At 65.0% G+C, this 13384-nt stretch carries 13 protein-coding genes; 7 read left to right on the top strand and 6 right to left on the bottom strand.

All coding sequences use genetic code 11. The features are described from left to right. Position 1: 1 nt before the first annotated feature. From ACTJI6_RS15020 to ACTJI6_RS15000, 5 genes are read right to left on the bottom strand one after another with little or no spacing between them, the layout of a single operon-like run. Positions 2-1384, bottom strand: a complete 1383-nt coding sequence (locus ACTJI6_RS15020; protein ID WP_126155744.1) for an aldehyde dehydrogenase family protein — start codon at positions 1382-1384, stop codon at positions 2-4. Positions 1385-1395: 11 nt separating this feature from the next. Then, complete coding sequence (locus ACTJI6_RS15015) at positions 1396-2757, bottom strand: glutamine synthetase family protein (RefSeq protein WP_126155745.1); 1362 nt, start codon at positions 2755-2757, stop codon at positions 1396-1398. Positions 2758-2813: 56 nt separating this feature from the next. Beyond that, on the bottom strand, positions 2814-3854 hold the full coding sequence (locus tag ACTJI6_RS15010) for a TRAP transporter substrate-binding protein (protein WP_126155746.1): 1041 nt from the start codon (positions 3852-3854) through the stop codon (positions 2814-2816). Between the two features lie 50 nt (positions 3855-3904). Beyond that, entirely contained in the window at positions 3905-5233 is a 1329-nt protein-coding gene (locus tag ACTJI6_RS15005) for a TRAP transporter large permease (RefSeq protein ID WP_126155747.1), read from the bottom strand. Next, positions 5233-5754: a TRAP transporter small permease subunit gene (locus tag ACTJI6_RS15000; protein WP_126155748.1), complete on the bottom strand. Its 522-nt coding sequence runs from the start codon at positions 5752-5754 to the stop codon at positions 5233-5235. The genes ACTJI6_RS15005 and ACTJI6_RS15000 overlap by 1 nt, the downstream gene beginning before the upstream one ends. 178 nt (positions 5755-5932) lie before the next feature. Here ACTJI6_RS15000 and ACTJI6_RS14995 point away from each other — a divergent pair, with 178 nt between their 5' ends. Together ACTJI6_RS14995 and ACTJI6_RS14990 are read left to right on the top strand one after the other, a co-directional pair. Continuing rightward, on the top strand, positions 5933-6787 hold the full coding sequence (locus tag ACTJI6_RS14995; RefSeq protein ID WP_241232862.1) for a MurR/RpiR family transcriptional regulator: 855 nt from the start codon (positions 5933-5935) through the stop codon (positions 6785-6787). Between the two features lie 450 nt (positions 6788-7237). Next, entirely contained in the window at positions 7238-8452 is a 1215-nt protein-coding gene (locus tag ACTJI6_RS14990) for a M24 family metallopeptidase (RefSeq protein ID WP_126155749.1), read from the top strand. A 45-nt stretch (positions 8453-8497) separates the two neighbouring features. Here ACTJI6_RS14990 and ACTJI6_RS14985 read toward each other — a convergent pair whose 3' ends face one another. Next, positions 8498-9271, bottom strand: coding sequence for a creatininase (locus ACTJI6_RS14985; RefSeq protein WP_126155750.1), 774 nt, complete (start codon positions 9269-9271; stop codon positions 8498-8500). Positions 9272-9370: 99 nt separating this feature from the next. Between ACTJI6_RS14985 and ACTJI6_RS14980 the strand changes: the two genes are divergently transcribed. From ACTJI6_RS14980 to ACTJI6_RS14960, 5 genes are all read left to right on the top strand, one after another. Continuing rightward, entirely contained in the window at positions 9371-10264 is an 894-nt protein-coding gene (locus ACTJI6_RS14980) for a LysR family transcriptional regulator (protein WP_440801818.1), read from the top strand. A 107-nt stretch (positions 10265-10371) separates the two neighbouring features. Then, entirely contained in the window at positions 10372-11496 is a 1125-nt protein-coding gene (locus ACTJI6_RS14975) for a polyamine ABC transporter substrate-binding protein (protein WP_126155752.1), read from the top strand. A gap of 72 nt (positions 11497-11568) precedes the next feature. After that, entirely contained in the window at positions 11569-12411 is an 843-nt protein-coding gene (locus tag ACTJI6_RS14970; protein WP_126155753.1) for an ABC transporter permease, read from the top strand. Next, on the top strand, positions 12408-13142 hold the full coding sequence (locus ACTJI6_RS14965; RefSeq protein WP_440801815.1) for an ABC transporter permease: 735 nt from the start codon (positions 12408-12410) through the stop codon (positions 13140-13142). The genes ACTJI6_RS14970 and ACTJI6_RS14965 overlap by 4 nt, the downstream gene beginning before the upstream one ends. A gap of 36 nt (positions 13143-13178) precedes the next feature. After that, positions 13179-13384, top strand: a 206-nt coding sequence (locus ACTJI6_RS14960) for a transposase (protein WP_440801813.1), incomplete at its 3' end; no start/stop codon positions are given.

Below are 13384 nucleotides of genomic sequence, written 5' to 3'. Positions count from 1 at the left end.
GTCACGCCCTTTTCAGGTGAAAGGATTTCGGGCGGGTCACGGCAAGGTAACCCAGATAGGACAGGCTGCCGCCGCGCCCGGTGTCCTTGCAGCCCGTCCAACACAGCGCGGGATCCAGATAGTCGGCGCGGTTCATGAAGACGGTGCCGGTCTGGATCCGCGCCCCGATGGCTGCGGCGGCATCGTCGTCGCGCGTCCAGATGCTGGCGGTCAGGCCATAGGGGCTGTCGTTCATCAGGCGGATCGCCTCCTCGTCGTCGGTGACGCGCATGATGCCCACGACCGGGCCGAAGCTTTCCTCGACCATCACGCGCATGGAATGATCGACATCCACCAGCACCTGCGGGGCCAGATAGGCGCCGCCGTCGTCGCGGGGGAAATTGGCCGGATCAATCAGGGTCCGCGCGCCCTGCCCCACGGCCTCGGCCACCTGGTCGCGGACGGTCTGCGCGAAACGGACATGGGCCATGGGGCCAAGCGTCGTGGCGGGGTCCATCGGATCGCCCAGGTGCAAGGCGTTCACCCAGGCCACGGCCTTTTCGACGAATGCGTCATGCAGGCTGTCATGGACATAGATGCGTTCGATGCCGCAGCAGCACTGGCCGGAATTGAACATCGCGCCGTCCATCAGGCCCTCGACCGCCGCGTCCAGATCGGCGTCGGCGCGGACATATCCGGGATCCTTGCCGCCCAGTTCCAGGCCCAGGGCCACAAAGGTGCCCGCCGCCGCGTGTTCGATGGCGCGGCCCCCCGCGACCGATCCGGTGAAGTTCACGAAATCGAAGGCCCGCGCCGCGATCAGGCCTTCGGTGGTCGCGTGATCCAGCACGACATTCTGGAACACGTCCTTCGGCACGCCGCCTGCGTGGAAGGCCTGGGCCAGCCGTTCGCCCGCCAGCAGGGTCTGGCTTGCGTGCTTGAGCACCACGGCATTGCCCGCGATCAGGGCCGGGACGATGGTGTTGATCGCCGTCAGATAGGGATAGTTCCAGGGCGCGATCACAAAGACCACGCCCAGCGGCTCTCGCGCCAGGACGCGGCGGAAGCTGGCGCTGTCCTCGATCACCTTGGGCGCCAGCGTCTCGGCGGCGATGTCGGCCATATAGTCGGTGCGGGCGTTCACGCCGCCCATTTCACCCGCGCCGAAGCGGATGGGGCGGCCCATCTGCCGGGCCAGTTCGGTGGCGATGTCGTCCTTCATCGCGGTCAGCGCGGCAACGCCCGCCTTGACCAGGGCAATGCGATCGTCCAGCGGGCGGGCGGCCCAATCCGCCTGCGCCGCCCGCGCGCGGGCAACAGCGGCCTGAGCGGCCTCGCGGTCCAGCGGTGTGCGCCGGATCAGAACCGATCCGTCAATGGGGGAAATCAGGGTGATGTCTTTCATGGTCGGTCCTGTCAGGCGCGTTCCAGCAGTCGGCGCAGGTCGTGGTCGGTGACGACGCGGTCGGTTTCGGCGATCTCCCATTCGGCGGCGTGGTGATAATGGTCGACCACATCGTCGCCAAAGGCACGCCTGTAAAGATCCGAAGCCTTCAGGCGGTCTGCGGCGTCGCGCAGGGTCCGGGGAACCTCTTGCACGTGGCCCGCCTGATAAAGGTCGCCCCGCATCTCGGGTTCCAGATCCAGCTTGCGGTCGATCCCGTCCAGACCCGCCGCCAGCAGCGCGGCGCAGGCCAGATAAGGGTTGGCGTCGGCGCCGGGGATGCGGCATTCGACGCGCACGGCCCTGGTCCCTTCGCCGCAGACGCGAAAGCCCGCCGTGCGGTTGTCGCAGGACCAGACAGCCTTGGTCGGCGCGAAAAGCCCCGCGCAAAAGCGTTTGTAGCTGTTCACATAAGGGGCCAGGAACACCATCATCTGATCGGCCCCGGCCAACTGGCCCGCCAGGAAATGCTTCATCGTGGCCGACATGCCATGCGCGTCGTCGGGGTCGTGGAAGGCGGGCTTGCCATCGGCCCACAGCGACTGGTGCACATGCGCCGCCGATCCGGCCTTGGCGGTGTCGTATTTCGCCATGAAGGTCACGGACTTGCCCCGCGACCATGCGATTTCCTTGACGCCCTGCTTGATGATCGTGTGGTTGTCGGCGGTGTCCAGCGCGTCGGAATAGCGATAGTTCACCTCGACCTGGCCCGCATCGGCCTCGCCCTTGGTGCTTTCGACGGGGATGCCCGCGCCATACAGGTGGTTGCGCACGGCGCGCATCACGTCTTCTTCCCGCGTGGTCTGGAAGATGTGGTAATCCTCGTTATAGCCCGAGGACGGCGTCAGCCCCGCGATGCCGCCGCGCAGGCTTTCATAGCTGTTGTCGAACAGATAGAATTCCAGTTCGGTGGCCATCATCGCGTCAAAGCCCATGTCGCGGGCGCGGGCGATCTGGCGCTTCAGGATCGCGCGGGGCGACACCGCCACCTCCTCATGGGTGTGGTGGTCCAGCAGGTCGCAGATCACCATGGCGGTGCCCGGCAGCCAGGGCAGGCGGCGCAGCGTCGTCAGGTCGGGGCGCATGACGTAATCGCCATAGCCCTGTTCCCAGCCTGCGCTGCGATAGCCGGGGACGGTGTTCATCTCCATGTCCAGGGCCAGCAGATAGTTGCAGCAATGGGTTTCCTTGTGGCCGCCGTCCAGGAAGAACCCGGCGTGGAACCGCTTGCCCATCAGGCGGCCCTGCATGTCGGGAAAGACCACCAGAACGGTGTCGATGTCCCCGGCATCGAAGGCCGTCTTCAGGGTTTCGAGTGTCAGGTTTGCAGGCATGATCGTCCATTCCCAGGATCATGCCGCCGGGCATGGGCGCCCGGCGGCAGGCGGCGTCAGCTGTACCGATAAGGGCGGCCCGCCTTGGCCATGACGTCGTTGTATCGCTTGCAGATTTCGACCACGCGGGCCTTGACCTCGGACTCGGCGGCGATCTCGTCCCAGAAGGCGCGGGCACGTTCCTCGACCGTGGCCCATTCCTCGTCGGGGATCGAGGTCAGTTGCAGCTTGGGGCCGTTCACGCGCAGATCCGCCTCGCCGCCCCAATACCACCACTGGCGGTAATAATGGGACTGCTCGAAGCAGACCTCCATCAGCATCTTCAGCTTGTCCGGCACCTCGGCCCAGCGGTCGGCATTGGCGAAGAAATGCCCGATCCACGCGCCGGAAATGTTGTTGGTCAGGAAATACTGGGTCACGTCCGCCCAGCCGACGGTGTAATCCTCGGTGATGCCGGACCAGGCGATGCCGTCCAGTTCCCCGGTCTGCAGGGCCACCTGGATATCCTCCCATGGCAGTTGGACCGGCACGACGCCGAACTGCGCCAGGAACCGGCCTGCGGTGGGAAAGGTGAAGACGCGCTTGCCGTCCAGGTCGGCAAGGCTGTTGATCGGATCCTTTGTGGCGAAATGGCAGGGATCCCAGGCCCCGGCCGAGATGTGCTTGACGCCCACCGCCGAATACTCCTGGTCCCAGATTTCCTTCAGCCCGTACTGGTTGAACAGCACCGGCACATCCAGGCTGTAGCGGCTGGCAAAGGGGAAATATCCCCCGAAGACCGTCACCTCGGTCGGGGACTGCATGGAATCGTCGTCCGACTGCACCGCGTCGATGGTGCCGTTCTGCATGGCGCGGAACAGTTCGGACGTGGGCACAAGCTGGTCGGCATAGAACAGCTCGATCTGCATCTGGCCCTCAGCGATGGCGTTGAAGCGGTCGATGGCGGGCTTGACCACATGTTCGCCCAGGGCGGCGCCCGCATAGGTCTGCATCCGCCAGCGGATCGGCGCGCCCTGCGCATGGACGGCGGGCGCGGCCAGCGTGGCGGCCCCCGCGGCCAGGGGGGCGGTCATCAGAAACTTGCGTCGTGTCGTCATCTGAACCTCCGATGTGTTGGGAAACGGGGCGGTGTGGCCCGCCCTGTCGTTCATTGTCCGTAAACCTGACCCGGCAGCCACAGCGCGATCTGCGGGAAGGCCATGATGATCGCCAGCGTCAGGATCATGATGCCGACGATGGGCACGATGGACCGATAGATGTCGCCCAGCGTCACATGGTCCGGGGCCAGCGCCCGCATCAGGAACAGGTTATAGCCGAAGGGCGGGGTGATATAGGCGATCTGGCAGGTGATCGTGTAAAGGATGCCGTACCAGATCAGGTCGAATTCCAGCGCGCGCACCAGCGGGATATACAAGGGCGCCACGATCACCAGCATGGCCGTGTCGTCCAGAAACATCCCCAGCAGCAGGAAGGACACCTGCATCAGGATGATGACCTGCCACCGGGTCAGGCCCAGATCCTCGAGGAAAAAGGCCTCGATGGCGCGCACCGCGCCAAGCCCGTCGAAGACCGCGCCAAAGGCAAGTGCCGCCAGCAGGATCCACATGAACATGCAGGTCACGTTCAGCGTCCCGCGCAGGCAGGATTCCCAGATGGCGCGCGTCCAGCGGCCCTTGAACACCGCCACCAGCGAGGCGATGACCGCGCCCACGACCGAGGATTCGACCAGGCTGACATAACCCGCCACGAACGGCCCCATCATGGCGCCGAAGATCACAAGGGGGGTGATGCCCGCGCGCAGCAGGCGCAGCCTTTCGCCCCAGGTGATCCGGGACAGTTCCTGGGCCGAAAGGCGCGGGGCAAGACCCGGGTTCAACCCGCAGCGGATCAGGACATAGACGATGAACAGCCCCGCCATCAGCAGGCCCGGAAAGACGCCAGCCAGCCACAGATGCCCGACCGGCTGGCGCGCGATCATGGCATACAGCACCAGCACGATGGACGGCGGCACCAAGATGCCCAGGGACGATCCGCCCTGGATGATGCCCGTGACCATCACCTTGTCATATCCGCGCCGCAGCATTTCCGGCAGGGCGATGGTGGCGCCGATGGCAAGGCCCGCGACCGACAGCCCGTTCATGGCCGACACCAGCACCATCAGCAGGATGGTCCCCACCGCCAGGCCGCCCGGCACCGGGCCGAACCAGACATGGAACATCCGGTAGAGATCGTCCGCCATGCGGGTTTCCGACATCACGAAGCCCATCCAGACGAACATCGGCAGGGTCAGCATCGGAAACCAGTTCATCAGCTTGATGGCGCTGGTGAAGGCCAGATCGTGTCCGCCCCGGTCGCCCCACAGGGCAATGGCCGCGATCACCGCGACAAAGCCGATGCCGGCAAAGACCCTCTGGCCGGTCATCAGCAGGGCCAGCATCCCCAGGAACATCGACAGGGCGATCAGTTCATAGGACATCAGGGACGCCCTTCGGGGATCGGATTGCCGCGCAGCGTGGCGATGTCACGGATCAGGAAGGCCAGCGATTGCAGCAGCATCAGCAGGACGCCCGTGCAGATCACGATCTTGATCGGCGCCATGTAGGGCCGCCACACGGTGCGCGACCGCTCGCCGATCTCCAGCGCATAGATCGTGCTTTCGATGCCGCCCCACAGGATCACCGCCAGAAAGACGATCAGCGCCAGAACCGTCACGCAGTCCACCGCCGCGCGCGTCCTGACCGACCAGCGGGAATACAGCAGGTCCATCCGCACATGCGCGCCCCCCATCAGCGAATAGGCGCCGCCCAGCACGACATAGGCGATCATCGTGAACTGCGCCATTTCCTGCGTCCACAAGGCAGGGCGGAAAAAGGCCTTGGCAATGACCGACCATGCCAGGACACCGGCCAGCACGAACAGCAGATACAGCGCCAGGCGCCCGACCAGGCGGTTGACCGTCTCGACGGCGCGCACAAAGCCAAGCGCCAGGGCCGGCATCAGTCGCCCCCTGACGGCAACAGGACATGGCGCGCGAAAACGCGTCGGAATGGCAGCAAGGCCACGATTCTTCTCCCTGTTTTCCGATCAGCGTCCTCTCTGTTCTTGCGTTCTGTCAAGAACTTTTCATTTGATCGCTTCCTGATAAGATCATTCCAGAACCAGGCAGGAGGGCGTCGTGACCATCGAACAGCGGATGCGCGCCAGCCTGGCTTCGCTGACGCGGGCGGAACGGCAGGCCGCCACTCATATCCTGTCGCATTTCCCGATGTCGGCCCTGGGCTCCATCACGATGCTGGCCAGCGCGGCGGGGGTATCGGCGCCGACGATCGTGCGGCTGGTGCAGAAGCTGGGCTTCAAGGGCTATGCCGAATACCAGGCCGTCCTGCGGGCCGAGGTCGGGCGGCTGCTGGCCGCGCCCCTGGCCCTGCCCGACCACGAGCCGCGCCGCCATCCCATGCAGGCCTTCGCGACGCAGGCGATCACGAATATCCAGGCCACGCTGGACCAGATCACGACGCAGGAATTCGACGCGGCGGCGGCGCTTCTGGCCGATCCCTGCCGCCATGTCGCCGTGATGGGCGGGCGGCTGACCCATGCCCATGCCGATTACATGGCGACCCTGCTGCGCGTGATCCGGCCCGGCGTCACCTATGTCTCGGATCACCTGACCGACTGGCAGCAGGCCCTGCTGGATCTGCGGACAGGCGACGCGGTGGTGATCTTCGACATCCGCCGGTACGAGGCCAATGCCGTCCACATGGCCGAACTGGCGGCCCGCCAGGGGTCAAGGGTCGTGCTGATCACCGACCACTGGCTGTCGCCCGCCGCGGCCCACGCCCATCACACCCTGCCCTGCCGCATCGACATGCCGGCGGCCTGGGATTCGACCGTCACGATCCTGATGCTGGTCGAGGCGCTTCTGGAACGTGTCCAGGGCCATTGCGCCGACCAGGTGCAGGACCGCCTGAACCGGCTGGAGGATGTCTTTGCCAAGACGCGCCTTTTCCGGGCGCCAAGGCTGGGACGCTGAGACAGCGTTGAATGTCGTGGACCGCCTCCACGCAGCCGTCCTGTGGGGGAACTGCAACGGCTTGACCGACCCGCTGGCCGGGGTCAACGGCGCAAGGATCAGCGGGTTATGGTGCGAAAGGCGGGTTGACCCGCTTCGATCCTGATCTTTCCTCAAAGAGTGGCTGCATTCAACGTCAGCGCGGGGGCCGCGAGCCTCGTCTCGGCGCCGTCGGCCTGCCGGTCGGCCCTCGACCCGGACGCGATCCGTATGCCCGGCCCTGTTCTGGCGCAGGGGCGCCGTCTCATCCAGCAACGCCCCCTCGGCGCAGGCTGTCGTCGAAAGCGATCGGCCGGGTCTGCGACCGGGACGCATCTTGCGCAAATAAGCAGATTGCCAAAACAAATTTCAGTCATGCGTGACGCTTGGCTAGCGTCTTTCCCATGAACCCGATGGGAAAGGATCCGAACGATGGCTGACGACATGCTGCATGTCATGGAATGGCACAACGGCGAGAAGGACTTTTCGCCTTTTTCCGATACCGAGATGACGCGCCGCCAGAATGACGTGCGCGGCTGGATGGCGGAAAACAACGTCGATGCGGCGCTGTTCACGTCCTATCACTGCATCAACTACTACTCGGGCTGGCTTTACTGCTATTTCGGGCGGAAATACGGCATGGTCATCACCGACAGCGCCGCGACCACGATCAGCGCGGGCATCGACGGCGGCCAGCCGTGGCGGCGCAGTTTCGGCGGCAACGTCACCTATACCGACTGGCGGCGCGACAACTTCTATCGCGCGGTGCGCCAGCTGACGCCGGGCGTCAAGCGGCTGGGGATCGAGTTCGACCACGTCAACCTGGATTACCGCCGCCAGCTCGAGGCCGCGCTTCCGGGGGTGGAGTTCGTGGACATCGCCCAGCCGTCGATGTGGATGCGGTCGATCAAGTCGGCCGAGGAACACAAGCTGATCCGCGAAGGCGCGCGCGTTTGCGACGTGGGCGGCTGGGCGGTCGCGGGGGCGGTCAAGGCGGGCGTGCCGGAACACGAGGTGGCCATCGCCGGGACCAACGCGATGATCCGGGAAATCGCCAATTCGTTCCCCTTTGTCGAACTGATGGACACCTGGACCTGGTTCCAGTCGGGCATCAACACCGACGGCGCCCACAACCCGGTCACCAACAAGAAGATCCAGTCGGGCGAGATCCTGTCGCTGAACACCTTCCCGATGATCTTCGGCTATTACACCGCGCTGGAACGAACGCTGTTCTGCGACCACGTGGACGACGCGAGCCTGGACATCTGGGAAAAGAACGTGGCCGTGCACCGGCGCGGTCTGGACCTCATCAAGCCCGGCGCGAAATGCAACGAGATCGCGCTGGAACTGAACGAGATGTATCGCGGCTGGGATCTGCTGCAATACCGCAGCTTCGGCTATGGCCACAGCTTCGGGGTGCTGTCGCATTATTATGGCCGCGAGGCGGGGGTGGAGCTGCGCGAGGACATCGAAACGGAACTCAAGCCCGGCATGGTCGTGTCGATGGAACCCATGGTGATGCTGCCCGAGGGAACGCCCGGCGCCGGCGGATACCGCGAACACGACATCCTGATCGTGACCGAGGACGGGGCCGAGAACATCACCGGCTTCCCCTTCGGCCCCGAACACAACATCATCAGGAACTGACCCCTGCGCCGCGAACGGGCCTGCCATGCAGGCCCGTTTCGGGTGTCAGAATTCGGCCAGCAGCGCCTCGACAATGCCGCGCGTGCAGACCTCCAGCAGCAGCTCGCCCTTTTCCGCCGTCGCCTCTTTCGGCGAGGACAAGGTGCCCGCCGCAGGCGTCCATTCGGGCTTGACCGGATACACGTCATAGGGGGGAAAGGTCGCGGGCGTCACGTCCACGGCCCGGGCCAGATCCACGAACTGCGGATACAGCGCCAGCATCAGCGAGGTTTCCAGAACGCCGCCATGTTCCAGCGCCCAGCCGGGAAAGCCGTTCGGATACAGCCGGGCGATGTCGTCGTCGCCCACGAAGTCCCAATAGGACAGCACCACGATCTTCATGTCGGCGATCCCGTCCCAGCGCAATTCCCGCAGGGCCAGGTCGATGCCCTCGATGATGAACCAGGAATTCTCGTAATGCCCGTTGACCAGGCAGATCTTGCGCACGCCGTGGCGGGCGAATTCGCGGATCACGTCGCGCAGCGCCGCCACCAGGGTCGCGCCGTCGAGGCTGGTGGTGCCGGGCAGGTGGTTGCCGCCCCCCGATTTCTGATGCGACTTGTAGCCATAGGTGAAGGGCGGCGCCACCATCCCGCCCACCACCAGCGCCGCACGACGGGCGAATTCCGTGGGCAGCAGCACATCGACATGCAGCGGCATGTGGTGGCCGTGCTGTTCCATCGACCCGATCGGGATCAGGATCGGCGTGGCGCCGTCCCTGACGGCCGCATGATAGTCCGGCCAGGCCAGTTCCGAGGCGAATGCGGTCTTGTGCGGCATGGGGCATCCCGTGTGTTGAGGCTTTCCCCCGGACTAGAGTTTTCCGTTGAACATAAGTGAAATATAAAGGCCCAATCCTTGCATTGCCGGGGCAAATCCATGGCCGGACTGACCAATCTTCCAACCGATCTGCTGCGCACCTTTATCGCCGTCGTGGAACTGGGCGGCCATTCCCGCGCCGGTGCCGCCCTGGGCCGCAGCCAGCCTGCGATCTCGCTCCAGATCCGCCGGCTGGAGGAACTGGTCCGCGCGCCCCTGCTGGCCCACGAGGGCCGCGCCATCCTGCCCACCCCGGCGGGCGAGGCGCTGCTGAGCTATGCCCGAGAGATGGTGCGCATCAACGACGAGGCGGTGCGATACTTCCACCGTTCCGACAAGACGGGCGTGCTGCGCATCGGCCTGCCCACCGATTACGCGGTGGCGTTCCTTCAGGGCACCCTGACCCGCTACATCCACGGCCACGCCGATGTGGAGCTGGAGGTGCATTGCGATCTGTCGCGCGAACTGCACCAGCACCTGCGGTCGGACGATTTGGACATCATCGTGGCGGTGATGAGCGACGCCACGATGCCCTATCTGTCGCGGATGTGGACCGAGCAGCCGATCTGGGTCGCGGCCGAGGATTTCCATCTGCCCGCCCATGCCCCCGCCCTGCTGGGCGCCCATCCCGAGGGCTGCGATTACCGGGCGCGCATGATCCAGGCGATGGACACGATCGAACGCCGTTGGCGCATCGTCTATACCGGGCCGGGCATTGCAGGGCTGCAAACCGCCGTGGTCAACGGGCTGTGCGTCACCGCCCTGACGCGGGCCACGCTGCTGCCGGGGATGCGGCTGTTGCGCGAATCCGAAGGCTTTCCGGCCCTGGAGCCGCTGCGCGTGGGCCTGTTCTACAAGCATCCGCGCCTGTCGGCGGCGGGGCTGTCGCTGGTCAGCGATCTGGTGGCCGACCTGGAACGCGTCGGATCGGGCGTCCAGGCGGTTCCCGCCTGACCGATAACGCCCGCAAATGGTCGGATTGGAAGAACCGATTTTGTGTGGGGGGCTGCCTCTCCTAGCCTGAACGCCAGAACAAAAGACAATCTGACAGGGGTGATGACATGACACGGACCGACAAGACCCGTTCCGGCCTGACGCGGCGCGCGACACTGGCGCTGGGGGCGGCGGCGCTGGCCACGCCTATGCTGTCGCGGCGCGCCTTTGCCGCGCCCACCGAGCTGACCATGCTGGCCTGGTACGGCCACGCCGAGCCCGACATGGTGGCCGAGTTCGAGGCCGCCAACAACGTCAAGTTCGTGCCGAAATACTATACCGGCGGCGACAACATGCTGGGCCTGATCTCGCAATCCCCGCCCGGCACCTTTGACGTGATCCTGTCGGACGCCGAATATGTCCAGCAGCTGAACGCGGCGGGCTATATCGAGGCGCTGGATCCGGCGGACTACCCATTCGATGACTTTTTCCCCGAATTCCACAAGTTCCCCGGCCATTGGGACGGCGACACGCTGTATTCGGTCATCACCCGCTTCGGGTTCCTGGGCGTGGCCTACAACACCGACGCCCTGACCGAAACCGAGGCCTCGACCTATGACGTGTTCTGGGATCCGCGCCTGACGGGCAAGGTCGGCCATTTCGACTGGCACCTGCCGAACCTGGGCCAGATCAGCCTGCTGAACGGCAATCCAAGCCCCTATGACATCGACGAGGCGGCATGGGAGGCGGTCAAGGAAAAGACCCTGACCCTGCGCCCGCAGGTGGGCGGCTTCTTCGATTACGGCGGCACCTTCGCATCGCTGAACAACGGGCAGATGCTGGCCTTTGCGGGCATTGGCGACTGGATCACCGGCACGTTGGAACGAAACGGTGCCAAGGTGCGCAGCGTGATCCCCGAACAGGGCGGGCTTCAATTCACCGAAAGCTTCTCGATCGGCAAGGGATCGGCCAAGGCCGACCTGGCCAGGAAGTGGATCCAGTATATCACCTCGCCCGAGGGGCAGGCGAAATCGGCCCAGATGGCCGCCTATCCCTGCATCGTTCCCAGCCAGAAGGGATGGGAGGTTCTGGCCGCCCAGAACCCCGACGAGGCCAGGCGCCAGGGCATGGTCGAAGGCCCCGGCAGCGCCATCGACCTGATCCGCACCGGCCGCATTCAGTATCGCCAGCTTCCCGTCCAGCAGTCGCTGGAGGACTGGAACGACTTCTGGTCGGACTACAAGGGCGCCTGATCGGCGCACCTTGCCGCGGCGGGGCAGACGCCCCTCCTGTTCCCCGCCGCACCCCCCAGCCCCGAGGTTTCCATGCGCCGTCCCGTCTCGCTCTATGGTCTGACCTTTTCGCTGCCGCTGCTGATCTGGCAGCTTCTGTTCTTCGTCTTTCCGCTGGTCTTCCTGATCGCCCTCAGCTTCTGGACGGTGCGGAATTTCCGGATGCAGGCGGATTTCGACACAGTCAACTGGACGACCATGTACGGCCGGGCGATCTTCTGGCAGGCCTATGGCACCACGCTGGCGCTGGCTGCCGGGGCGGCGGTGCTGACCAGCCTGCTGGCCTTTCCGGTGGCTTACGCCATCGCCTTCAAGCTGTCGGACCGCGCCCGCCGCTGGGCCATCATGCTGATGGTGATCCCGTTCTTCACCAGCTATCTGGTGCGGGTCTATTCCTGGCAGGTGTTCCTGTCGGACGCGGGGCTCATCAACGTGATGCTGGGCTGGGTCGGCCTTGGTCCTTACGGCCTTCTGAACACGCCGGGCGCCACGCTACTGGGCTTTGTGACGCTGGCCTTTCCGCTGGTGGTGCTGCTGCAACTGTTCAGCCTGATCTTCATCGACCGCACCCTGATCGAGGCCGCCCACAACATGCGCTGCGGCCGGTTGCGCACGGTGTTCGCCGTGGTGATCCCGTCCGCCCGCGTGGGCCTGGTGATCGCGGCGCTGTTCGCCTTTATCCTGTCCTTCGGCGATTTCGTCAGCCCGATCTATCTGGGTGGCGGCGATCCGACCACGCTGTCGATCCTGATCACCGACACCACCAAATCGGGCCAGCAATGGCCGCGCGCCGCCGTCATCGCGCTGACCATGATCGTCACGCTGATGGTGGTGGCCTTCCTGTCGATCCGCTTTGCCTATCGGGGGCGCAAATGAATCAGGAAAACGAGGCCAACCGCAACCCGTTCGTCAACGGCGCGCTGAAGCTGTATGTCCTTCTGGCCTATCTGTTCGTCTTTGCCCCGATCCTGGCCAGCTTCGTGTTTTCCTTCAACTCGGACCGCTTTCCGTCGATCCCGCTGGGCGATTTCTCGACCGAATGGTATCGGGCGGTGGCGGCCGACCCGCTGGTCTGGGAAGGCCTGCGCAACACGCTGCTGGTGGGGGTGGTGGTGGGGGTGATCTCGACCGCGCTGGGGTTCGGGGCGGCCTATACCGACTATCGCTATCACTTCATGGGCAAGCAGGTCTATCTGGCGCTGGCGCTGCTGCCGCCGACCATTCCGGTGGTCATCATGGGTCTGGCGATGCTGGCGTTCCTGTCGCGGGTGAACCTGTCGGGCGACGCGCTGGCGGTCATCATCGCCCATGTGGTGATCTGCGCCCCCTTCGCCATGGCGGTGATCCGGCTGCGGCTGTCGCAGATGGACCCGTCGCTGGAACCCGCGGCCTGGAACCTGGGCGCGTCCGAATGGGCGGCGATGCGCCATGTCGTGATCCCCTTTTGCCGCCCCGCGATCCTGGGGGCGCTGTTCGTGACCATGGCCGTGTCCTTTGACGAATTCGCCATCGCCTGGTTCGTGTCGGGCCTGAACGAAACGCTGCCGGTCAAGGTGCTGGGCTTTCTGCAAGGCCAGGTCAGAGAGTGTCCGATCTTCTGTGTATGAGTGGTCCGGTCCATGCTTCACCGAAAGGAAGCATGCATGACGATCTCCAAGGAACTTCTGGATGAACTGCTGAAGGGTATTGAGCGCCCTGAGGATCTGCTCGGCGATGCCGGGCTGATGAAGGAGCTGAAGATCCGGCTCATGGAGCGGATGCTGGGCGCGGAGCTGACCGCGCATTTGGGCTATGAGGAAGGCAAGGAAGCACCGCCCGGCCAGGCGAACCGGCGCAACGGCTCGTCGAC

It is taken from the genome of Paracoccus sp. 22332, from assembly GCF_052045125.1.
Lineage (GTDB): Bacteria > Pseudomonadota > Alphaproteobacteria > Rhodobacterales > Rhodobacteraceae > Paracoccus > Paracoccus haematequi_A.
The sequence above is the reverse complement of the archived record's forward strand: the minus strand, read 5'-3'. Positions and strand labels throughout refer to the sequence as shown.

Coding starts and splice junctions, on each gene's coding strand:
- ACTJI6_RS15020 (WP_126155744.1), bottom strand. CDS start 1,384: ATGAAAGACATCACCCTGATTTCCCCCATTGACGGATCGGTTCTGATC.
- ACTJI6_RS15015 (WP_126155745.1), bottom strand. CDS start 2,757: ATGCCTGCAAACCTGACACTCGAAACCCTGAAGACGGCCTTCGATGCC.
- ACTJI6_RS15010 (WP_126155746.1), bottom strand. CDS start 3,854: ATGACGACACGACGCAAGTTTCTGATGACCGCCCCCCTGGCCGCGGGG.
- ACTJI6_RS15005 (WP_126155747.1), bottom strand. CDS start 5,233: ATGTCCTATGAACTGATCGCCCTGTCGATGTTCCTGGGGATGCTGGCC.
- ACTJI6_RS15000 (WP_126155748.1), bottom strand. CDS start 5,754: ATGCCGGCCCTGGCGCTTGGCTTTGTGCGCGCCGTCGAGACGGTCAAC.
- ACTJI6_RS14990 (WP_126155749.1), top strand. CDS start 7,238: ATGGCTGACGACATGCTGCATGTCATGGAATGGCACAACGGCGAGAAG.
- ACTJI6_RS14985 (WP_126155750.1), bottom strand. CDS start 9,271: ATGCCGCACAAGACCGCATTCGCCTCGGAACTGGCCTGGCCGGACTAT.
- ACTJI6_RS14980 (WP_440801818.1), top strand. CDS start 9,371: ATGGCCGGACTGACCAATCTTCCAACCGATCTGCTGCGCACCTTTATC.
- ACTJI6_RS14975 (WP_126155752.1), top strand. CDS start 10,372: ATGACACGGACCGACAAGACCCGTTCCGGCCTGACGCGGCGCGCGACA.
- ACTJI6_RS14970 (WP_126155753.1), top strand. CDS start 11,569: ATGCGCCGTCCCGTCTCGCTCTATGGTCTGACCTTTTCGCTGCCGCTG.
- ACTJI6_RS14965 (WP_440801815.1), top strand. CDS start 12,408: ATGAATCAGGAAAACGAGGCCAACCGCAACCCGTTCGTCAACGGCGCG.